The 20,041-nt window shown below is 71.6% G+C and carries 21 protein-coding genes; 7 read left to right on the top strand and 14 right to left on the bottom strand.

All coding sequences use genetic code 11. The features are described 5' to 3' along the window. Positions 1–63: 63 nt before the first annotated feature. From Afe05nite_RS11020 to Afe05nite_RS11005, 4 genes are read right to left on the bottom strand one after another with little or no spacing between them, the layout of a single operon-like run. Positions 64–951: a metal ABC transporter permease gene (locus tag Afe05nite_RS11020; protein ID WP_203816919.1), complete on the bottom strand. Its 888-nt coding sequence runs from the start codon at positions 949–951 to the stop codon at positions 64–66. Further along, the gene (locus tag Afe05nite_RS11015) at positions 935–1,807 is read right to left on the bottom strand and encodes a metal ABC transporter permease (RefSeq protein WP_203816918.1); all 873 of its coding nucleotides are present in this window, start codon (positions 1,805–1,807) and stop codon (positions 935–937) included. The genes Afe05nite_RS11020 and Afe05nite_RS11015 overlap by 17 nt, the downstream gene beginning before the upstream one ends. Then, entirely contained in the window at positions 1,804–2,556 is a 753-nt protein-coding gene (locus tag Afe05nite_RS11010; protein WP_203816917.1) for a metal ABC transporter ATP-binding protein, read from the bottom strand. The genes Afe05nite_RS11015 and Afe05nite_RS11010 overlap by 4 nt, the downstream gene beginning before the upstream one ends. Before the next feature lies 1 nt (position 2,557). Further along, positions 2,558–3,478, bottom strand: coding sequence for a metal ABC transporter substrate-binding protein (locus tag Afe05nite_RS11005; RefSeq protein WP_203816916.1), 921 nt, complete (start codon positions 3,476–3,478; stop codon positions 2,558–2,560). Between the two features lie 534 nt (positions 3,479–4,012). On the opposite strand from Afe05nite_RS11005, the gene Afe05nite_RS11000 reads away from it, so the two are divergent. From Afe05nite_RS11000 to Afe05nite_RS10990, 3 genes are all read left to right on the top strand, one after another. Next, positions 4,013–4,612: a hypothetical protein gene (locus Afe05nite_RS11000; RefSeq protein ID WP_203816915.1), complete on the top strand. Its 600-nt coding sequence runs from the start codon at positions 4,013–4,015 to the stop codon at positions 4,610–4,612. Continuing rightward, complete coding sequence (locus Afe05nite_RS10995; RefSeq protein ID WP_203816914.1) at positions 4,612–6,123, top strand: glycosyltransferase family 2 protein; 1,512 nt, start codon at positions 4,612–4,614, stop codon at positions 6,121–6,123. Before Afe05nite_RS11000 ends, Afe05nite_RS10995 begins: the two co-directional genes overlap by 1 nt. A gap of 71 nt (positions 6,124–6,194) precedes the next feature. Beyond that, positions 6,195–6,914 (top strand): sulfotransferase-like domain-containing protein, encoded by a 720-nt coding sequence (locus Afe05nite_RS10990; protein ID WP_203816913.1) that lies wholly within the window; start codon positions 6,195–6,197, stop codon positions 6,912–6,914. An 82-nt stretch (positions 6,915–6,996) separates the two neighbouring features. Here Afe05nite_RS10990 and Afe05nite_RS10985 read toward each other — a convergent pair whose 3' ends face one another. The 3 genes from Afe05nite_RS10985 to Afe05nite_RS10975 are packed head-to-tail and all read right to left on the bottom strand — an operon-like array spanning position 6,997 to position 8,899. Then, entirely contained in the window at positions 6,997–7,914 is a 918-nt protein-coding gene (locus tag Afe05nite_RS10985; protein WP_203816912.1) for an aminotransferase class IV, read from the bottom strand. Between the two features lie 9 nt (positions 7,915–7,923). Beyond that, entirely contained in the window at positions 7,924–8,391 is a 468-nt protein-coding gene (locus Afe05nite_RS10980) for a universal stress protein (RefSeq protein ID WP_203816911.1), read from the bottom strand. Positions 8,392–8,443: 52 nt separating this feature from the next. Further along, positions 8,444–8,899, bottom strand: coding sequence for a MarR family winged helix-turn-helix transcriptional regulator (locus Afe05nite_RS10975; protein WP_203816910.1), 456 nt, complete (start codon positions 8,897–8,899; stop codon positions 8,444–8,446). Between the two features lie 80 nt (positions 8,900–8,979). Here Afe05nite_RS10975 and Afe05nite_RS10970 point away from each other — a divergent pair, with 80 nt between their 5' ends. Continuing rightward, complete coding sequence (locus tag Afe05nite_RS10970; RefSeq protein WP_203816909.1) at positions 8,980–10,047, top strand: FAD-dependent oxidoreductase; 1,068 nt, start codon at positions 8,980–8,982, stop codon at positions 10,045–10,047. An 87-nt stretch (positions 10,048–10,134) separates the two neighbouring features. Here the strand turns inward: Afe05nite_RS10970 and Afe05nite_RS10965 are convergent, their stop codons facing one another. After that, on the bottom strand, positions 10,135–11,550 hold the full coding sequence (locus Afe05nite_RS10965; protein WP_203816908.1) for an NAD(P)/FAD-dependent oxidoreductase: 1,416 nt from the start codon (positions 11,548–11,550) through the stop codon (positions 10,135–10,137). Between the two features lie 79 nt (positions 11,551–11,629). Between Afe05nite_RS10965 and Afe05nite_RS10960 the strand changes: the two genes are divergently transcribed. Next, positions 11,630–12,322: a TetR family transcriptional regulator gene (locus Afe05nite_RS10960; RefSeq protein WP_203816907.1), complete on the top strand. Its 693-nt coding sequence runs from the start codon at positions 11,630–11,632 to the stop codon at positions 12,320–12,322. Between the two features lie 98 nt (positions 12,323–12,420). Further along, on the top strand, positions 12,421–13,257 hold the full coding sequence (locus Afe05nite_RS10955; protein ID WP_203817218.1) for an EamA family transporter: 837 nt from the start codon (positions 12,421–12,423) through the stop codon (positions 13,255–13,257). Between the two features lie 28 nt (positions 13,258–13,285). Here Afe05nite_RS10955 and Afe05nite_RS10950 read toward each other — a convergent pair whose 3' ends face one another. The 6 genes from Afe05nite_RS10950 to Afe05nite_RS10925 all read right to left on the bottom strand — a co-directional run bounded on the left by Afe05nite_RS10950 (position 13,286) and on the right by Afe05nite_RS10925 (position 18,971). Continuing rightward, the gene (locus tag Afe05nite_RS10950) at positions 13,286–14,380 is read right to left on the bottom strand and encodes an amidohydrolase family protein (protein WP_203816906.1); all 1,095 of its coding nucleotides are present in this window, start codon (positions 14,378–14,380) and stop codon (positions 13,286–13,288) included. Between the two features lie 16 nt (positions 14,381–14,396). Further along, the gene (locus Afe05nite_RS10945) at positions 14,397–15,860 is read right to left on the bottom strand and encodes a HAMP domain-containing sensor histidine kinase (protein ID WP_203816905.1); all 1,464 of its coding nucleotides are present in this window, start codon (positions 15,858–15,860) and stop codon (positions 14,397–14,399) included. Beyond that, entirely contained in the window at positions 15,857–16,546 is a 690-nt protein-coding gene (locus tag Afe05nite_RS10940; protein ID WP_203816904.1) for a response regulator transcription factor, read from the bottom strand. Before Afe05nite_RS10940 ends, Afe05nite_RS10945 begins: the two co-directional genes overlap by 4 nt. Before the next feature lie 16 nt (positions 16,547–16,562). Continuing rightward, on the bottom strand, positions 16,563–17,318 hold the full coding sequence (locus Afe05nite_RS10935) for an ABC transporter permease (protein WP_203816903.1): 756 nt from the start codon (positions 17,316–17,318) through the stop codon (positions 16,563–16,565). Continuing rightward, on the bottom strand, positions 17,315–18,223 hold the full coding sequence (locus Afe05nite_RS10930) for an ABC transporter ATP-binding protein (RefSeq protein WP_203817217.1): 909 nt from the start codon (positions 18,221–18,223) through the stop codon (positions 17,315–17,317). Before Afe05nite_RS10930 ends, Afe05nite_RS10935 begins: the two co-directional genes overlap by 4 nt. 88 nt (positions 18,224–18,311) lie before the next feature. Continuing rightward, positions 18,312–18,971: a Type 1 glutamine amidotransferase-like domain-containing protein gene (locus tag Afe05nite_RS10925; RefSeq protein ID WP_203816902.1), complete on the bottom strand. Its 660-nt coding sequence runs from the start codon at positions 18,969–18,971 to the stop codon at positions 18,312–18,314. A 103-nt stretch (positions 18,972–19,074) separates the two neighbouring features. On the opposite strand from Afe05nite_RS10925, the gene Afe05nite_RS10920 reads away from it, so the two are divergent. After that, a complete protein-coding gene (locus Afe05nite_RS10920) occupies positions 19,075–19,716 on the top strand; it encodes a DedA family protein (protein ID WP_203816901.1) in 642 nt (213 codons plus the stop codon). Positions 19,717–20,041: the final 325 nt, after the last annotated feature.

The following is a 20,041-nucleotide window of genomic DNA, read 5'->3' as shown; positions in this document are numbered from 1 at the left end:
CGAGCCTGACGCCGACCGGTCGGCGTCAGGCTCGGGTCCCGCCGCCGGCTCGCCGGCCGCTGATCAGCCGCTCCGGGTGTAGCGCAGCACCTCCGGGCCGAGGTCCTTGGTCGCCTCACCGGTCAGGGCGTAGAACGCCGGGGGGCGCCGGATGCCGCCGATCAGCCGGGACAGGATCAGGGAGGCGGCCAGCAGGGCCGTCGCGGTCAGGGTGATGCTGGCGCCGGCCGCGATGTTCCAGCGCAGCGAGAGGTAGAGGCCGCCGAGGCCGCTCGCCGCGCCGAACACCACGGCCAGGGCGGTGAGCACGCCGAGGCGGGTCGACCAGGCGCGGGCCGCGGCGGCGGGGGCCACGATCAGGGCCAGGGCCAGGATCGTGCCGACCGCGGGGACGATCGTGACCACCACGATCTCGATGGTCAGCAGCAGGACCACGTCCCACACGCCGGTGGCGAAACCCGCCGACCGGGCGCCCGTCCGGTCGAAGCCGGTGAACGTCAGCGGCCGGCGGCAGACGAGCAGCACGGTCGCCACCACGATCAGCACCGCGAGGGTGCCGACCAGGTCGGCCGGGCCGACCGTGAGGATCGAGCCGACCAGGAACGACGACAGGTCCCGGCTGAACCCGCTCTGCGTCGCGACCAGGCCGGTGCCGAGCGCGAAACCGGCCGACAGCAGCACCCCGGTCGCGGCGGCGGCGTTCTGACCCCGGCGGCGGCTCAGCGCGGCCACGCCGAGCGCGATGATCCCGCCCGCCGCGATGCCACCGATCATGATGTTCACCCCGATGATCGAGGCGGCGACCACGCCGGGAAAGGTCGCGTGGGTGAGCGCCATCGTGAAGAACGACAGCCGGCGCAGTACCACCTGTACGCCGACGAGCCCGGCCAGCGCACCCGCGAGCAGAACCTCGACGGTGGCCCGGTGCAGCGCGTCATCCCACCAGTTCATGAGGTGACCTCCCGCCGGTGGGGGAGGGCGCCGAGCGCAGCGCGCCCAGCGGCAGGAGCAGCAGGTAGATCAGGACCAGTGCCAGGACCACGGCGGAGGCCGAGGTCAGCGCGAAACCGTAGGTGACCGAGGCGGTCCAGCTCGCCAGCAGGCCGGCGTAGGAGGCGAGCAGGATCAGGCCGGTGCCGATCGCTGCCATCGCGACCAGCCGGGACGTGATCATGCGGGCGGCCGCGGCCGGGACGATGAGCAGCGCCACCACCAGGATGGTGCCGACCGCGCGGACCGCGGCGACGACGACGAGCGCGACGATCAGGTTGAGCCACAGGTCGAGCCAGAAGACGCGATAACCGGCGGCGGCCGCGCCGGTCGGGTCGAAGGTCCGGAAGATGATGGCGCGCGCGCCGATCAGCAGCAGCGTGAGGATCACGGCGGCCAGGGCCGCCGTCTCGGCCAGCTGGCTCGGGGTCACGGTCAGGATGCGGCCGAAGAGGAAGGTCGTCAGATCCGAGGTGTACGAGGACCGCCGGGACACCAGCGCGACACCGATCGAGAACATCGCGGTCAGCACGACGGCCGTGGACGCGTCGTCGGAGAGGGCGCCGGCCCGGGTCAGCAGGGTGAGCGCGACAGCCGTCACGACCGCGGCGACCAGCGCGCCGGCGAAGATGCCCTCGACGCCGCCGGCCAGGAAGCCGATCACCACGCCGGGGAAGACCGTGTGGGTCAGGGCGTCGGAGACGAACGACAGGCGGCGGGCGAAGACGAACACGCTCACCGGGCCGCAGATCAGGGCGAGCAGGGCCAGCTCGGCGAGGGCCCGGGCCATGAACGGTACGGCGAACGGTTCGATCACGGCTCCACCAGAACCGTACGGTCGTGGCCGACCTCGATCGCGTGTCCGCCGTACGCCGCACGCAGGTTTTCCGCGGTGAGCACCGCCTCGGGTGACCCGGCCGCCCATTGCCGCCCGTTGAGCAGGCAGACGATGTCGGCGAGCTCGGCGGCGACGGCCAGGTCGTGGGTGCTGAGCACGACCGCGGTGCCGTCGGCCGACAGCGTCCGCAGGACGCCGAGGATGGCTTCCTGGCTGACCGCGTCGACGCCGTTGAAGGGTTCGTCCAGCAGGAGCAGGCGTGGTTCGGCGGCGAGGGCGCGGGCGAGCAGCACCCGCTGGCGCTGCCCGCCGGAGAGCGTGCCGAAGTGCTTGCCCGCCCGGTCGGCCAGTCCGACCTGCTCCAGTGCCGCCCGGACGGCGCGCCGGTCGGCCGCGCGGGTGGGCCGCCACCAGCCGATCCGCCGGTAGCGGCCCATCATCACCACCTGCGCGGCGGTGACCGGGAAGTCGGCGTCGAGCGAGTCGGTCTGCGGCACGTAGCCGATCAGCGGGCGGGCCTGGGCGGGCGGTCGCCCGAGGACGGTCGCCGCCCCGCCGAGGACCGGGATCAGGCCGAGGATCGACTTGATCAGCGTGGACTTGCCGGCCCCGTTCGGGCCGACCAGGGCGAGGCGCTGCCCACCGGCCAGGGTGAGGTCGACGTGGGTGAGCACGGGCGTGCCGTGATAGCCGGCGCTGACCGCGGAGTAGCTGAGGGCCGCGCTCATCTCAGCCGGCCAGCGCCGAGGTGATCACCTGCGTGTTGTGCTGCTCCGCCTCGAGGTAGGACCCGTCCGGGCCGAGGCTGTCGCCGAAGAGCGCGTCCTCGCCGCCGATCACCTTGACGCCGGCCTGCTTGGCGATCGCCTCGGCGGTCTTCGGCGGCAGCGAGCTCTCGGTGAAGATCGCCTTCGTGCCGGTCGCCTTGATCTTCGCGACCAGTTCGGTGAGCTGCTGCCCGGAGAGCTCGGCGGAGGTGTCCATGCTCGGGATGACCGAGCCGACGAAGGTGAGCTTGTAGCGGTCGACGTAGTAGCCGAACGCGTCGTGGTTGGTGACGAGCTTGCGCTGCTCGGCCGGGATCTTCGCGTAGGCGGCCTCGTTGTCGGCGTCGAGCTGGTCGAGCTTCGCCGAATAGCTCGTGAGGTTGGCCGCGTAGGCCGACGCGTGCGCCGGGTCGGCGGCGGCGAGCCCTTTCTCGATGTTCGTGACCATGATCTTGGCGTTCAGCGGGTTGTGCCAGATGTGCGGGTCGCCGTCCTTCATCTCCTCGTCGCCCGGGTCGCCCTTGCGCAGTTCGACGCCCTGGCTGGAGTCCACGACGGAGCCCTTGAAACCGGCCGACCGGATCGTCTGGTCGAGCCACGCCTCCAGACCGACACCGTTCTTGACGACCAGCTGGGCCTGGCCGATGGCCTGGATGTCGGCCGGGGTGGGCTCGTACTCGTGCGGGTCCACATTGGGCTTGATGACCTGGGTGACGCGCACGTCGCCGCCGGCGATGTGCCGGACGAAGTCGGCCACCTCGGGGGTGGTCGCGACGACCGAGATCGAGGTGCCGCCCGGCGAGCCGGCGGCCGCGTCGGTGCCGCCGGAACCGCACCCGGCCAGCAGAGCGAGGGCCGCCGCGGCGACCAGATATTGCTTCACAGAACCACTCCGTTTCTCGGGATGAGAAAACGGTAATGGTTTTCATTTCGTATCGTCTAATGGCGAGATGACGATGAGTCGACGGCCGCGACCGCCGCGTAGCGCCCGCACCGCCGGACGAGGCGGCCTCCGCGAAGCCGGCCGTCCGGGCCGCCGCGGCGTGCCCGGAGGCGAGGACGGCGAACTCGGCGGGCGGCCGCCGAGGGTGACAATTCCGAAGAACGACATAGTCGATTGCGCACGTATCAATTGTTTGACGGTTGGGTGGCGAAAGGCCGGAGTTGGTGGGCCGAGGTGCCGCTGTGCTCCGCCCGGCCGGGGGATGCGCCGGGGCGGCCGTGACCATGGAGGCTGCCGTCGACTCGCTTCCTGCCCGGTGATGCCAGTTCGCCGGGTTCAGGGTTTGACATCCCCTTTTACTACCCAAATACGAAATATCGTTTCTTGTCGGGAAAGCCAGCAACTTTGCGTGGCTAGGCTCTTAAATCCCTCCGAGAAACTGGGACGTCAATGCGCAGAACTGTGGCAGTAGGCATGGCAGCCGCCATGCTGTGCGGCACCCTCTCCGGCTGCGGCAGCCTCAAAGAGCTCACGAGCAGCAGCAAACCGTTGATCGGTAGCAGCCCCTCGCCCTCAGCCTCTGCAACCGCATCACGCGACGCGACCGGCGACTCGGTCGTGGCCAAGCTGCCGGCCCGCGCCAGCGGCCCGCTGGACACCGGCACGGTCGTCCACCGGCTCAAGCAAGGCAACTTCACGGTCCAGGTCACCTACTGGACCGGCGACAACGCGAAGCTGTACACCGCCGAAACGGTGAAGACCATAAACGTCGCCGCCCACATCGAGGACGCCGACAGCACCCACCGGGTCACCGTGACCACCTTCCAGGTGATCCAGGACGACGGTGCGAAACGGTCAGTGGTCAGCACCGACAGCGGCAAGTTCGACGTCACCCCGCCCTACCCGTACAACACGGTGGTGACCCTCCCGGCAGCGACGGCGGGAGCAACGCAGCTGGCCCTCACGATCCGGTTCGACCTCCTGGTGGAGACCGCGCCGAATTCGAACAGCTACTACCGCTCCACGGCTCTCGACTCCCTGACCCTGCCGTTGCTCACGAATGGTGCCAAGTGATGACCGACCTCAGCCCGGGTCTCCGCCGCGCGACCGACCGGCAGATCCTGCTGCCGCGCAGCTCCAAGGCCGGGCCGCTGGCCCTGCCGCCGGCCACCCCGCAACTGGCCCCGCTGGAATCCATCGAGGCGGTGGCCGGTGAGCTCGCGATCGCGAGCCACACCCCCCGGCACGCCACGATCAGCTGCATCATCCCCTGCTACAACGAGCAGGACACGATCGCCGACGTCATCAAGAGCCTGCTCGCCCAGACGCGACTGCCCGACGTCATCCACGTCATCATCAACAACACCGACGACGACACCCCCGAGATCGCGCGTTCCTTCGAGGGCCGGCACACCCGTACCGTCAAGGGCGAAGACTTTCACACCGTCGTCCATGTGCATGACATGGGAGTGAACCCCGACAAGAAGGTCGGCGCCCTCAACTACGGCTACTTCCTGTCCCGCGGTTACGACTACGTCCTCGGCGTCGACGGTGACACCACGCTCGCCCGCGACACGGTCGAACGCCTCGAACTCGAGATGACCGACGACCCGCGCATCGGCGGACTCAGCGCCATCTACAGCATCGACAAGAACCGCTTCAAGGGCGCCATGGCGCGCTTCCTGATCGCCGGCCAGCGGGCCCAGTTCGCCGCGTTCAACATGGACAACCTGCTGCGCGGGCGCAACATGGCCGTACTCGGCGGGCAGTGCAGTTTGTTCAACATGCGCGCCCTCGAGTCCGTCATGATCCGGCACCACCAGCAGGCCCCGTGGGTGCGCGACAGCGAGGTCGAGGACAGCAAGCTGTCCCTGCAGATCAAGGACGCCGGCTACAGCACCAAGATCAGCGCCAGCGCCCGCGCCTACGTCGGCCCGATGACCAACCTGCGCGCCCTGCACGGCCAGCAGGTCAAATGGAACTTCGGCGCGATCGACCTGTTCTGGCCCGGCCAGCGCGGCGACAACAAGGGCCAGCCGATGCACCCCAACCTGCGGCTGCGGTGGTACGAGAACATCGCGATGTGCTTCAACATCGCCTCGCGCCTCGGCTTCATCCTGCTGCTGGTCGCGGCGCTGTCGATCCACGCGTTCATCTTCAACCCGATCTGGCTGATCCCGCCGGTCATCGCGATGCTGCTCAACCTGCGCCTGGCTCTGGCGATGAAAGACAAGAGCGCGTCCGACCTCCTGTACGCGGCCCTGGCCCTCCCGGCGGAGCTGTACATGTGGATCCGGATGGGGCACTTCGTCTCCGCCTGGACCCAGTTCCTCGCCCAGTCCGACAAGGACAACTGGGCCGCCCAGGCCAACGCGGAGAAGGGCAAGGGCTCGGCCTACGTCATGCCGCTGGTCGTGCTCGTCGCGATCATCGGGGCCGGCATCTTCGCCTGGACCCAGCAGAGCATCGGGGTGCAGTCGGCCATCCTGTCCCTCGGCTGGCCCATTCTCTACATCGCCACGATCGCCCAGACCGTCTTCATGATGCGCAAGATGTTCCGCCGCCACCGCGGCTTCCAGGTCTGACCTGCCCCGCGACCGAACGCCCGCGGCCCCCGTCCGGCCGCGGGCGTTCCACCCTGCCGGATCATGGTGGAATGACGACACGGATCGCGATGTGGTCGGGCCCGCGCAACATCTCCACCGCGATGATGCGCAGCTTCGGTGCCCGCCCCGACACACTGGTGGTCGACGAGCCGCTCTACGCGCACTACCTGGCCACCACCGGCATCGACCATCCCGGCCGGGCGCAGATCCTGGCGAGCCAGCCCCAGCGGTGGCCGGACGTGGCCGCCGCGCTCACCGGCCCGCTGCCCGGCCACCCGGCAGTCCACTACCAGAAACACATGACCCACCACCTGCTGCCGACGATCGGCCGCGACTGGCTGAGCCGGCTGACCCACGCGTTCCTGATCCGCGACCCGGCCCACGTGGTCGCCTCGTACGCCCGGGTGCGCGGCGAACCCACCCTCGAAGACCTCGGCTACCCCCAGCAGTCCGAGATCTTCCGCACCCACGGCGGCCCGGTCATCGACGCCGCCGACGTGCTCCGCGCCCCCCGGACCACCTTGACCCTCCTCTGCGACGCCCTCGGCATCGCCTTCACCCCCGCGATGCTGACCTGGGCCCCGGGCCGCCGCGACACCGACGGCGTGTGGGCGCCACACTGGTACTCCGCCGTCGAGGCCTCCACCGGCTTCGCCCCGTACCACCCCGCACCCGCGCTCGTGCCCGAGCGGTTGCGCCCGTTGGTCGAGGCCGCCCAGCCCTACTACGACGAACTGGCCGCCCACCGCCTGCGCCCCACCACACCCTGACCCCCCTTTTCCAGGGAAGATGCGCGGATCTTGGCAAGCGGAAGCGGAGCGGCGGCGGGAGCGGGAGTGGCGGTGGAAGGGGTCAAGGGGTGGGGCGGTCCAGGTTGAGGGGGACGCCGTTGGCTGCGGCGTGGCTCTGATAGAGCTTGGCCAGGCGGGCTGTCAACGGGCCCACGGAGCCGCCGCCGATCGTGCGGCCGTCGATGGTCGTGACGGCGGCCAGTTCGCCCATGGTGCCGGTGCAGAAGACCTCGTCGGCGTTGTACATCTCGGTCAAGGAGATGTCGCGGACCACGGCGGGGATGTCGGCGGTGGCGGCCAGGGAGAGGACTGTCTCGCGGGTGATGCCTTCGGGGCAGGCGGCCGTTGTCGGGGTGGCCAGCGTGCCGTGGAGTACGGCGAACAGGTGGGTGGCGTTGGTCTCGGCGACGAAACCGCGCTGGTCGAGCATGAGGGCGTCGTCGGCGCCGGCGGCGTTCGCCTCGATCTTGGCGAGGATGGAGTTGAGCAGGTTGGCATGGTGGATCTTGGGGTCGAGCACGTCCGGGGCGGGGCGGCGGATGCCGGCGGTGGCGAGGCGCAGGCCCGTGGTGTCGTAGACCGGGGGCTTGTGTTCGGCCAGGACGATCAGGGTGGATCCGGCGGTGTTCAGGCGCGGGTCCATGCCACTGGTCAGTTTCACGCCTCGGGTCAGGGTCAGGCGTACGTGCACACCGTCGTACATCCGATTGGCCCGCAGGGTGGCCGTGACCGCCTCGATGATCTCGTCGTCGGCGGGGATGTGGGCGAAGTTGAGTGCCGTCGCCGACCGGCGTAGCCGGGCCAGATGTTCGTGCAGGCCGAAGACGGCGCCCCGGTAGAGCCGCAGCCCCTCCCAGACGGCGTCGCCGCCCTGCACGACGGAGTCGAACGGGGAGAGGCCGGGCTGGTCACGGTGGAGCAGCTCGCCGTTGACCCAGTAGCGGAGGGTGGCGTTTCGTTCGTCGTACTTCTGCAGCATCGCTAGGGATCATAGGGGTGGCGGGGGAACCGTCGACAGGTCCGGTGGCTCGTCCGGCCAGATCAGCAGCACCCGGCAGGGCGCGTGGTCGATGACGAAGCGGGCGTGGTGGCCGAGGCTGTGCGGGCCGAGCCGGGTGTGGTCGCCGTCGCGGGCGAGGATCAGCATGCCGGCGTCCTCGCAGGCGGCGATGACCTCCCGTTCGATGCGGCCCTGGCGGGCGACGCGCTGGGAGGCGCGCCCGAGTCGTTGCTGGGCCGCGTCGAGCAGGTCGGTCTGGCCGTCGGTGAGGGCCTGTTCGGCGGCGTTGGTCTTCTGCCGGCCGCGGCCGAGCAGGCCGGCGTGTGATCCGGCGACGGCGTTGACGGCGTTGCCGTCGATCACGTGCAGCAGGGTGATCTCGGCGTCGGGCAGGGCGCGGGCCGCGTCCACCACGGAGTGCCAGGTGCCTTCGGTGATCCAGGCGACGACCTTCACCCGGACTACTTTAGAGCCGGCTGCCGAGCCCGGCACCCGCGCCCCGGCGCGGCTACCGGGCCAAGGTGCGCACCGTCTGCCGGCTCCACGCCGCGACGGCCTCGGTCTGTTCGGGGGTGAGCTGGTCGAAGAAGTGCCGGCGGATGTTGTCGGCGTGGTCGAGGAGGGCGCTCGCCACGGTGGCGCGGCCCTTGGCGGTCAGTTCGATCCCGATCCGGCGGCCGCTGGATCCGCTGTCGGTCCGTGCCACCAGCTCGCGGCTCTCCATGCGGGTGAGCAGGTGCGCGACCCGGCTCTTCTCCCAGTCGAGGGATTCGGCGAGTTCCCCGACCCGCAGCCGGCCGCCGGGCGTCCGGTGCAGCGTCACCAGCACGCTGAACTCCGCTTTCGAGATGCCGTGGGCGCGCTGCAGGTCCCGGTCGAGTTCCCGGACGAGCAGGCGGTGCGCCTGCATCCAGTCGTTCCAGAGCTCCCACTGCTCGGCTTGGAGGGTGCGCGGCTCGGACATGGCGGCATCCTATAGGAGTTGACGCGTCAACTCTTCCGCTCCTAGAGTTGACGCGTCAACTCCAAGGGACAGGAAAAGCCATGACGGTGGTGATCGTGGGCGGCGGCTACGGCGGGACGCTCGTGGCCGAGGCGTTGGACGCCGAGACGGACGTCGTGCTCGTCGACCCCCGGGAAGCGTTCGTCAACGCGGCCGCCTCGCTGCGGGCGCTCACCCGGCCGGAGTGGGCGCACCACGCGTTCTTCCCGTTCGCGTCGCTGCTCCACCGGGGGCGGGTGCTTCGCGATCGGGCCGTCTCGGTCGATCCGGCAGGCGTGACGCTCGCCTCGGGCGGCCGGATCGAGGCCGACTACCTGGTGCTGGCCACCGGTTCCGGCTATCCCTTTCCGGCCAAGCCGCTGGACGCGTCGACGAGCGTGGCCCAGCAACTCGACGATCTCCGCACCAGCCACCGGGAACTGGCCGGCAGCGACCGGGTGCTGATCCTCGGGGCCGGCCCGGTCGGGCTGGAGCTCGCGGGGGAGATCAAGGACGTCTGGCCGGACAAGCGCGTGGTCATCGTCGACCGGTCCGATCGGCTGCTGCCCGGCTTCCTGCCGGAGGTGGGCGACGAACTGCGCCGCCGGTTGACCGAGCTCGGCGTCGACCTGCTGCTGGGACGCGGTCTGGGCACGTTGCCTCCGACCGGGCCCGGCCCGTTCACCGTCACCACCGACCGGGACGACGAGATCACCGCCGACCTCTGGTTCCGCGCCTTCGGGGTCCGGGTCAACACCGATTACCTGGCCGACGGGCGGCTGACCCCGCTCACCGGCTCGGCCCTGGTCCCGGTCACCGAGCGCCTCAACGTCCGGGGCTACGACCACGTCTACGCGATCGGCGACATCATCGACTTCCCCGATCCGCGGATGGCGTCCTACGCGATGGCGCAGGCCGAGGTGGTGGTGGCCAATGTGCGGGCGCAGCTCGCCGGCGACCGGCCGCAGGCCGTGCACACCGCGGCGCCCGAGCGGCGGATTCTGCTGCCGCTCGGCACGCGCGGTGGGGTCGGCCAGCTCGGTGGCGCCCCGCTCGCGCCCGAGGTGGTGCACGAGCGCAAGGGCGCTGACCTGTTCACCGCCCGATTCGCCGGCCGGTTCCGGCGCTGACCCGGCGGCCGGTCGGCGGCGGGCGGCAAAAGCGGCTGGGGCGACAAGGTCGGCGAGGCGGCAAAAGCGGCTGGGTGGAAGGCGGCGCTAGGAGTCGAAGGAGAAGCCGAGCTTGTCGGCGGTGCGCAGGAGCAGGCCGGCGCGGCCGCCCTTGCGGTCGGAGCGGGCGATCGCGCGCCGGATCACCTGCACCGCCGGGTAGAGGATCGGCTCCGGCGGGATCGGCAGCGGGCGCCGGGTGGCCATCCGCAGCCGGGCGCGGGGCGTGGCGGCGCCGGCCAGCAGGTCGAGCATCACCGAGCCGGCGAACCGGGTCGCGGCGACGCCCAGGCCGGTGAAACCACTGGCGTACGCGACCTTGCCGCCCATCGCCATCCCCTGGAAGGCGGCCAGCTGCGTCGACATGTCGATCATGCCGCCCCACTTGTGGGTGAACCGGATGTCGCCCAGTTGGGGGAAGGTGCGCAGGAAGTGGTCGGCGAGCCGGGCGAACGTCTCCGGCCGCTGGTCGTAGTCGGGGCGGATGTCGCGGCCCCGGTGATAGACGGCGTCGTAGCCGCCCCACAGGATCCGGTGGTCCGCCGTCATGCGGTAGTAGTGGAACTGTCGCGACGTGTCCGAGATGCCGAACGGGCGGTCCCAGCCGATCTCGTCCCGCTGGGCACGGGTCAGCGGCTCGGTCATCAGCACGTAGTCGTACACCGGTAGGGTGAAATGTCGGTTCCGCTTGAGCAGCGAGGGGAAGCCGTTGGTGGCGAGCGCGACCCGGCGGGCCCGGATGATGCCGTTGTCGGTGCGGGCCCGGACGTGTGAGCCGCTGTCCGTGATCGCGTTGACCGGCGTGTGCTCGAAAATCCGTACGCCGAGTTCGAGGCACGCCGCGCGCAAGCCCCACGCCAGCTTGGCCGGGTGCACCAGCGCGATGCCGTCCTTCTTGAGCACGCCGGCCCGGTAGAGCGGGGAACGGACGAGTTCGCGCAGCTCGGCGCGATCGTAGAAGACGCCGTCGGCCTCGCGCAGCGCCTCGACCTGGTGCGGCTCGGTGGCCACCGACAGGCCGCCGCCGGGCTGATATTCGGCGTCGATGCCGTGCCGCACGAGGGTGTCGTGGAAGTCGCGGAAATTCTCCTCGGCGAGCGTGTCGAGCACCCCGAGTTCGCCGGCGAAGTGGCGGCGCCCGTTCTCCCGGCCGTGGGTGAGGCTCGCCTCGACGAAACCGCCGTTGCGCCCGCTCGCCGCCCAGCCGATCTCGGCGCTCTCCACCAGCACGACGTCGCGTTCCGGGTGGGTTTCCTTGGCCTGCAGCGCGGTCCAGAGCCCGCAGTAGCCGCCGCCGATCACCAGCAGGTCGGTCTCGGTGCTGCCGGTGAACCAGGGCTGCGGCGCGGGGCGACCGGGATCCTCGAGCCAGAACGGGGTGCCGGCCGCGTCGGCGAGGGCCGCGCGGATCCGCTTCTCGTCGGTCCGGATGTCAAGGTCGTAGGCCGGGGTGTCCGCCCGCATGCTGATCCTCCCTGGTCAGGCCCCTAGTCGATCCCGTTGGTATCGTTAAGTCAATGCGTTGACATAAGAATCGAGGCACATGCCAAGATCAAGAGCGACGACTACCCGGGTACGCCGTAAGCCCACCCGGACCGGCGTGGTCCTCGAGCCGAGCATGATCATCGACGCCGCCCTGCGACTGATCGAGGCACCCGGCGGCAACGCCCTCACGGTGCGAAGACTCGGTGTCGAGCTGGGCGCCGACCCGTCCGCGATCTACCGCTACTTCCGCAACGTCGACGCGTTGCTGATCGCCGTCTCGGACCGCCTGCTGGCCGAGACCCTGGACAGTTTCGTGGCCGCCCCGAAGTGGTCGGACTCACTACGCGAGCTCGCCGAGGGCATCTACCGCTCGGCGCTGCGCCACCCCCGGCTGTCGCTGCTGTCCGCGGTCCGGTTCACCGCCGGACCGTACGAGCTGCGCGCCGCCGACCTCGGCATCGGCCTGCTGATGAGCGCCGGTTTCGCCGGCCCGGCCGCGGTCCGTCACTACCGCGACCTGATCGAGACGGTGTGGGCTCTGGCCGCGATCGACTCCAGCGAGATGACCCCCGAACAGGAAAGTGCCGAAGAACAAGCCCTGGCCCTGGCGTACGCGACCTTGCCCGCCGACGAGTACCCGCACCTGGCCGCCGTCCGCGCCGACCTGCCGGCGATGTCCGAGCCGGCCTTCCCGGGCGTCCTCGATCGCCTGATCGACTCCCTGGAACACGCCGCGCGGCAAACGGATTAGCCCGGTCGGACGGCCGCCTACGGGCGACTGACCTGGGCCTTCCCGGTCGGCATGATCACCCGCATGCGTTTGCACAGTGGTGGCGCCCCTTGACCGGGATGGCCTGGGTGCTGCTCGCCGCGTTGGGTGCGGCGGCCGCCTGGGGCTTCTCCGACTTCCTGGCCGGTGTGCTCGGCCGCCGCCTGCCGGTGCTGACGATCCTGCTCGGCTCCGAGGTCGCGGCCATGGTCCTGGCCCTGCTGGTGGTCGCCGCCCGAGGCACCCCACCGGTGTGGGACGAGCGGCTGTGGCTGAGCGTCGCCGCCGGTGTCGTCGGCCTGCCCGCGATGGGCCTGCTCTACCGCGCCATGCGGGACGGCTCGCCGGCCGTGGTCGCCCCGGTGGCCGCCGTCGCCGCCCTGGTGCCGGTCGCCTGGGGCCTGCTCAACGGCGAGAGCCTCAGCCTGTTCACCGCCCTGGGCGTGGCCGCCGGGCTGCTCGGCGCCACCATGGCGAGCTGGCCCGTCCCGGACCGCGAACGCCCCCGCCTGAGTCGCTCGGCCCACCTCTGCGCGCTGGGTGCGGCCCTGGGCTTCGGCGCCTTCTTCGTGCTCCTGCACGAGTCCGGCGAGGCCGACCAGTTCTGGGCGCTGACCTCGGCCCGGGTCACCGGAGGCGTGATCGCCCTGGTCCTGGCCGTGGCCTTCCGCCGCCGCCTGGACTTCCGCTTCGCCTTCTCCGCCCCGGTGATCCTGGTCGGCGTGGCCGACGTGACCGCCGACGCCGCTTTCCTGGCATCCGCGGCCGCCGCCCTGACCCCCGCCGCCGTGGTGGCGTCCCTCTACCCGGCGGTGACGCTTCTGCTGAACCGCTCGGTCCTGCGCGAAAAACTACACACCGTGCATCTGTACGGGGTTCTGGCCGCCGTTCTCGCCGTCGTCTGCCTGGCCCGCTGACCCTCGGCCGAACGGCGGGGTGCCGCCCTCAGGTCTCCGATCGCCCGGTGTCGGCCGAACCGAGCGGGACGATGCGGCGCAGGGCGGTGATGTCGGTGGTGGGGTCGCCTTCGACCAGCAGCAGGTCGGCGTCGTGGCCGGGGCGGATGCGGCCCTTGCGGTGGGCCAGGCCCAGTGCCTCGGCGGCTCGGGCGGTGGCGGCGGTCAGGGCTTCGGTGGGCGGGAGGCCGCTCAGGACGTACTCCGCCAAGGTTCTCGGCAGGATGCCGTGGTGCTTCGCCGGGCCGAGACCGGCGTCCGAGCCGGCGATGATTTTGACGCCGGCTCGCCGCAGGCGGGCGACGCCGGCCTGAAGGGTGGCCTGGGTGAGGCCGGCGCGGGCGATGCGGGCGACGATCTCGGGCGGTACCGGGATGGCCGGGTCCGTGCCCAGCGTCGGGCAGACGGTCAGGCCGGCGGCGGCGAGTGCGTCGGCCAGTTCGTCGTCGACGAAGGTGGCGTGCTCGACGCCGTCCAGGCCGGCCGTGATCGCCTGCCGGATGGCCGCGGGGGCGTGGGCGTGAGCGGTGATCGGGAGGCCGTGGGTGTGGGCCTCGTCGGCGGCCGCCCGCATCTCCTCGTCGGTGAACTGGGTGGCGGACACGTCGGTGCCGGGGGTGAAGAAGCCGCCGCCGGCCATGATCTTGATGACCCGGGCGCCGTCGGTGACCCGCCGGCGCACCGCGCGGCGGATCTCCTCGACGCCGCGGACCTCGCCGCCCAGGAACCAGCAGTGGCCACCGGGGGAGGTGAGCGGCGGGCCGGAGCCGTAGGGCGCGGGCGCACCACCCAGGTCACGCACGGTCGTCACGCCGGCCTCCCGGTGCCGGCGCAGCGAGTCCTCGATCACCGCTTCGCTCGACCGGCGCGGCGAGTCGTCGTCGGCGGCGGTCTCGGTGGCCGGCTGGAGGTTGCTCAGGTGCACATGGCAGTCGATCAGGCCGGGCAGGAGGGTGCCGTCGACCGCCTCGCCGCCGTCGGGCGGGCGGATCTCGATGATCTTGCCACCCTCGGTACGGACCACGCCGCCCTCGGGGTGCAGCCGTTCCCCGTCGAAGATCCGGGCCACTCGCAGGAGAGTCATTCCTCCAAAGTAGACGTCAGACCTCCGAAGCGGACGCCGGGCTTCCGGCCGGGTCGAGCGGCAGCGCGAGCCGGAAGCAGGCGCCGTCGCCGGGGGTGGTCGCCAGTTCGACGTCGCCGCCGTGGGCCCGGGCGAGTGAGCGGACGATCGACAGGCCCAGTCCGGAATTGGCGCCGTCGGCGCGGCTGCGGGATCGGTCGGCGCGGTAGAAGCGGTCGAAGACCCGGGCCGCCTGCTCGGCCGTCATCCCCGGCCCCCGGTCGGCCACCTCCAGCACGGCGCGGCCGTCGGCGGTGCCGACCCCGATGCGTACGGCGGTGCCCGGCGGGGTGTGCGCGACCGCGTTGCCGACCAGGTTGGTGACAACTTGCCGCAGGCGGGCCTCGTCGGCGTCGACCGGGGCCGGGCCGGGCGGGCCGGCGCCACCGGGCCCGGTCAGTTCGACCGGCCGGGCCGGGTCGAGGGCGTGCAGGTCGTGCCGGGCGTCGGTGGCCAGGGTGCGCAGGTCCATCGGGGTGCGCTCGAGCCGGCCCGCCGGTGCGTCGTCCAACTCGGCGAGCAGCAGCAGGTCCTCGGTGAGGGCGGTGAGCCGGGTCGCCTCGGTCTCGATCCGGCGCATCGCCTGGTCGAGGTCGGCCGTGCCGGTCAGCGCGCCCATCCGGTGCAGGTCGGTCGAGCCCTTGATGACGAAGAGCGGGGTACGCAACTCGTGGCTGACGTCGGAGACGAACGTACGCATCCGGGCCTCCGCCGCGGCCCGGTCGGCGAAGGCCCGTTCGAGCTGGCCGAGCATCGTGTTGAGCGACGTGGCGAGGTGCCCGATCTCGGTGGTCGGCGCGGCCAGGCCGGGCACCCGGCTGGTCAGGTCGCCGGCCGCGATCGCGGCCGCGGTGTGCTCGATGCGGCGCAGCGGGCGCAGGCCCCGGCCGAGCGCGAACCACCCCGCCCCGGTCAGCGCGACCAGCAGCACCAGCCCGCTGACCAGGATGGTCAGGCGCATCCGGGCGACGGTGGCGTCGGCCGCGCCCATCGGTGCCGCGGCGATCACCGTGTGGTCCCCGTCGGTCGTGCGCCGACCGGCCGCCCGCCACCGTCCCGAGCCGTCCGCCGCGCGCAGGAAGACCGCCGACCCGTCGGTCGGCACCGTCCGCAGCTCGGCCGGGGACGGTGAGCTCGCGGTGTCGTGGCCGGCGGAGAGCACACTCACCGCGACCGTGCCGTTCGCGTCCAGATAGACCAGGTAGGGGGCGCCGATCACGTCGAGGGCGGGGAAGAGTAGGTCCGGCCGGACCGACCCGAGGCCGGTGGTGCGCCGGCCGCCCGGCGCGCGGGAGATCAGCTCGGTGAGGGAGCTGAGCCGGCTGTCCGTCCGGTCGAGCTGGTAGTGCTCCAGACGATCGGAGACCACCGCGCCGACCAGCGCGAGCCCGGTCAGCAGCAGCGCCGCGGTGATCAGCAACAGGCGTACGCGAAGGCTCATGTCCGTGGCTCCCGCAGCACGTAACCCACGCCGTGCACGGTGTGGATCAGCTTCGGCTCCGCCACGTCGACCTTGCGCCGCAGATAGGAGATGTACGTGTCGACGATGCTGGCGTCGCCGCCGAAGTCGTAGCGCCACACCTTCTCGAGGATCTGCGCCTTGGTCACCACCCGGCCGGCGTTCTCCATGAGGTGGCGCAACAGCCGGAACTCGGTGGCCGAGACGCGTACCGGCCGGCCGTGCCGGGTGACCTGGTGCCCGTCCACGTCGAGGGCGAGGGTGCCGACGGTGAGCACCCCGGTGTGCTGCCCGGCGGTGCGGCGCAGGATCGCCCGGATCCGGGCGATCAGCTCGGCCAGGTCGAACGGCTTGGTCACGTAGTCGTCGGCGCCCAGCGACAACCCGGTGATCTTGTCGGCCGGCCGGTCCCGGGCGGTCAGGAACAGCACCGGCATGCGCTGCTCGCGCAGCTGCCGGACCACCTCGAAGCCGTCCGTGTCGGGCAGCATCACGTCGAGCAGCACCAGGTCGGGCGGGTCCTCGGTGGCCGAGGCGATGGCCTCGCCGGCGGTGGCCGCCGAGGTCACCCGGAAACCGGCGAACCGCAGCGTCGCGGCCAGCAGTTCCCGCACCGTCGCCTCGTCGTCCACCACCAGCAGCCGCTGCGCGTCCTCGCCCGCATCCATGGTCGTCCGCCTCCCGTCACACGTCACGCTGCCGCAGGACCGCGAAAGCGGCGGCCAGCACCCCGAGCACCCCGGCACACAGGCCGGCTAAATTCCACCACGGGTGCGGGAAATCGGGGTCGGGCACGGTCGCCAGCGCGGCCGACCCGCCGAGGGTCGGCCAGAAATCGAACAGCCCGCGCATCCAGGACGGGAAGAGGCCGGCCAGCGCGGGCATCAGGAAGACGATCCCGACCAGGGTGGCGAGCGCCCCCGCGGTGGCCCGCACGAGCACCCCGAGCCCGACCGCCAGCAGCGCGATCAACGCCAGGTAGAGACCGCCGGCGCAGACCGCCCGCAGCACCCCGGGGTCGCCGAGCGCCGCGTTGGGCACGCCCTGCCGGCCGAGCAGCGGCTGTCCGATGAGGAACGCGGCGAACATCAGCACCTGCCCGGCCACCACCGCGACCGCCGCGGCGACAAGCACCTTGGCGGCCAGCACGCGATGCCGCCGGGGCGTGGCGGTCAGCGTGGTGCGCATCAGGCCGGTGGCGAACTCCGAGGTCACGATCAAGATCCCGAGCACCCCCAGGATCAACTGCGCGACGATGTACGCGGTGAGGCTGTGTCGCGTCGGGTCCCAGTCGGCCCCCGCCTGCGCGTACGCGTCCGAGGAACGGTTCGACGACAGCGCCGTGATGCCGAGCCCGACGAAGAACAGACAGCCGAGGGTGTACCAGGTGGAACGCAGGCTACGAAGTTTGATCCACTCGGACCGGATGGCGTGGCTCATGCGACGACCCCCTGGTATTCGACGCTGTCCCGGGTCAGTTCCATGAAGGCGTCCTCCAGCGAGGCCCGCTGCGGGGTCAGTTCGCTGAGCACCACCCCGTGGCGGGCGGCGAGCTGCCCGACGTCCGCGGCCGTCAGGCCGGAGACGAGCAGGGACGACTCGACCCCCTCGCGTACCGTGGCGCCGGCCTCGGCAAGCCGCCGCGTGAGCGTGCCCGGATCGCTCGCCCGGACCAGCACCGTGCCGCCGCCGGCGGCGCGCATGAGCTCGCTCACCGAGGTGTCCGCGACGAGCCGGCCGCGACCGACGACGACCAGGTGATCGGCGGTCTGCGCCATCTCGCTCATCAGGTGGCTGGAGACCAGCACGGCGCGGCCCTCGGCGGCCAGCGAGCGCATGAGCTCCCGAGCCCAGCGGATGCCCTCGGGGTCCAGCCCGTTCACCGGTTCGTCGAAGATCAGGATTCGCGGCTCGCCGAGCAGGGCCGCCGCGATGCCGAGCCGCTGCCGCATGCCGAGCGAGAAGCCGCCGGCCCGCTTGCCGGCCACCGCCGCCAGCCCGGTCCGGGCGAGCACCGCGTCGACCCGCCGGCGGGGCAGGCCGTTGCTCGCCGCGAGGGCCCAGAGATGCTGGTACGCGGTTCGGCCGCCGTGCACCGCGCCCGCGTCGAGCAGCGCGCCCACCTCGGTCAGCGGCACCGGCAGATCGGCGTAGCGGCGCCCGTGCACGCTTATCGAGCCCCGGTCGGGCGCGGCCAGCCCGACGATCATGCGCATGGTGGTCGTCTTCCCGGCACCGTTGGGGCCGAGGAAACCGGTCACCTGGCCGCCCTCGGCGGTGAACGACAGGTCGTCGACCACCACGCTCGAGCCGTACCGCTTGGTCACTCCGCGAATGTCAATCATCGGCATGCCGGCGATGCTGCCCGACCACCCTTACCGCTTTCGCAGAGCTTCTGGGAGAACTCTGAGAGGTTCCCCGACCCGCTCGGACTCAGCCGAACCTCTTCCACTTGCCCTCGGAGATCACCTCGGCCGAGCCGTCGACGACCTTGATGGCCGTCTGCTCGTCGATGGCGTAGGCCGGGTTGCCCAGCTCGCCGGCCCACCGCTCGGCCTCGGCCAGGGTGTTCGACGGGAAGGCGTCCAGGTGCGGGAAGATCGAGAAGTCGACGACGCCCAGCGTGCGGTCGTCCGGCGCGGACTTCCACTCGACGAAGTCCGCGCCGATCCGCGGCGTCATCACCATGCTGCCGGCGCTCACCCCCACCCAGACCGTCTCCGGCAGCGCCGGCAGCAGCTCGGCCAGGCCCGACTCCCGCATCCAGTGGTGCAGATAGGTCGCGTCGCCGCCGTCCACCAACAGCACGTCGGCCTCGCGAACCCACGGCACCCACCGCTCGGCGCCGATGGTCGGCAGCGCGGTCAGCTCCAGAACACCGAGCGACGCCCAGCCCAGCCCGGACAGGGCGGCCCAGCGCTGCTCGCCGGCGATCAGGCCGCGCACGTTGCCCGGCCCGCACATCGGATGCCCCCACTGCGCGGTCGGGACCACCAGGGCGTGACTCTCGGCGATCGGCTTGCCGAGCATCTCCACGAGCGCCGCGTCGATGCTCGGGTTCGTCACGCCACCGGATGTGAGCAGGAGCTTCACTGTTCCTCCAAGTCAGCGGGTAAGGGGGGTAGTGCTGGCACCACCCCCGAACGGTGGGTCAGCACCATCGCGCCGCACGGCCGTGCTTCCTAGAGTCGAAAGCATGTTCGAACACCTTATGCCGCTGCTCGACTCGCCGTGGGTCTACCTGATCGTCCTCGCGGCGGTGGCGGTTGACGGGTTCATCCCGATAGTGCCGTCCGAGGTCCTGGTCATCGGGCTCGGCGCCATGTCCGCGACCGGCCGGCCCAACGTGATCGCCCTGGCCGCGGCAGTCATCGCGGGCGGCATGGCGGGCGACCGCATCTCCTACGCACTGGGCCGCCGGACCGGCCGGTGGATCAAGAGCGGCAAGCTGGCGCATGCCAAGACCCGGGCCGAGCAAGCACTCGCACGACACGGCGGGGCGGCGATCCTTCTCGGCCGCTTCCTGCCGTACGGGCGGCTGGCCACCGCCCTGACCGCCGGCTCAGTGGCGTTCCCCGCCAGGAGCTTCCGCCTTCACACCGCCCTGGCCGGCGCCGCCTGGGCCGCCTACGCCATCGGGCTCGGCCGACTGGGCGGCGCCACCTTCGAACACGCGCCCTTCCTGGGTGCGGCCCTCGGCATCGGGCTGGGCCTGCTCCTGGGTGCCGTCCACACCCTCGTGTCCCGCCGCCGCCCCACCCGCTCCGCCGCCCCGGCCGCCGTCCCCGCCGCTGCCCCGGCGCCTGAGCGGGAGTTGATGTCGGTCGGCCCGCGCTGAGCACAATCCGCACTACCTGGTCCCATCCGGGCACCTCACGCTCTCCGCCCCACATGGGACCGACGTGGTGCGCCGGTGGCCGCGCTCACTTCGGCGACCCGAGGCTGGCGAATTTCCGGCAGGAATTGGTAGGCCAGGGCTGAGCTTTTGAGGCCCGCCTCCTGTCAAGTGGACCGCGGGCGGGGCCGACGGGGTGGCGTCAGGAAAGGGCGTGAGCGGCGGGGCGCCGGGAGCGGTTGCAGGATTGCGCAATCTGGGGCGGGAGGGTTCCGCCGGCCGTCGATGGGTGGTGTTCTGGTCGGGCCGGTCAGCACGGGGGCGACCG

This window comes from Paractinoplanes ferrugineus (assembly GCF_016862195.1).
GTDB lineage: Bacteria > Actinomycetota > Actinomycetes > Mycobacteriales > Micromonosporaceae > Actinoplanes > Actinoplanes ferrugineus.
Note: the sequence above shows the minus strand (reverse complement) of the source record. Positions and strands in the feature narration are given on the sequence as shown.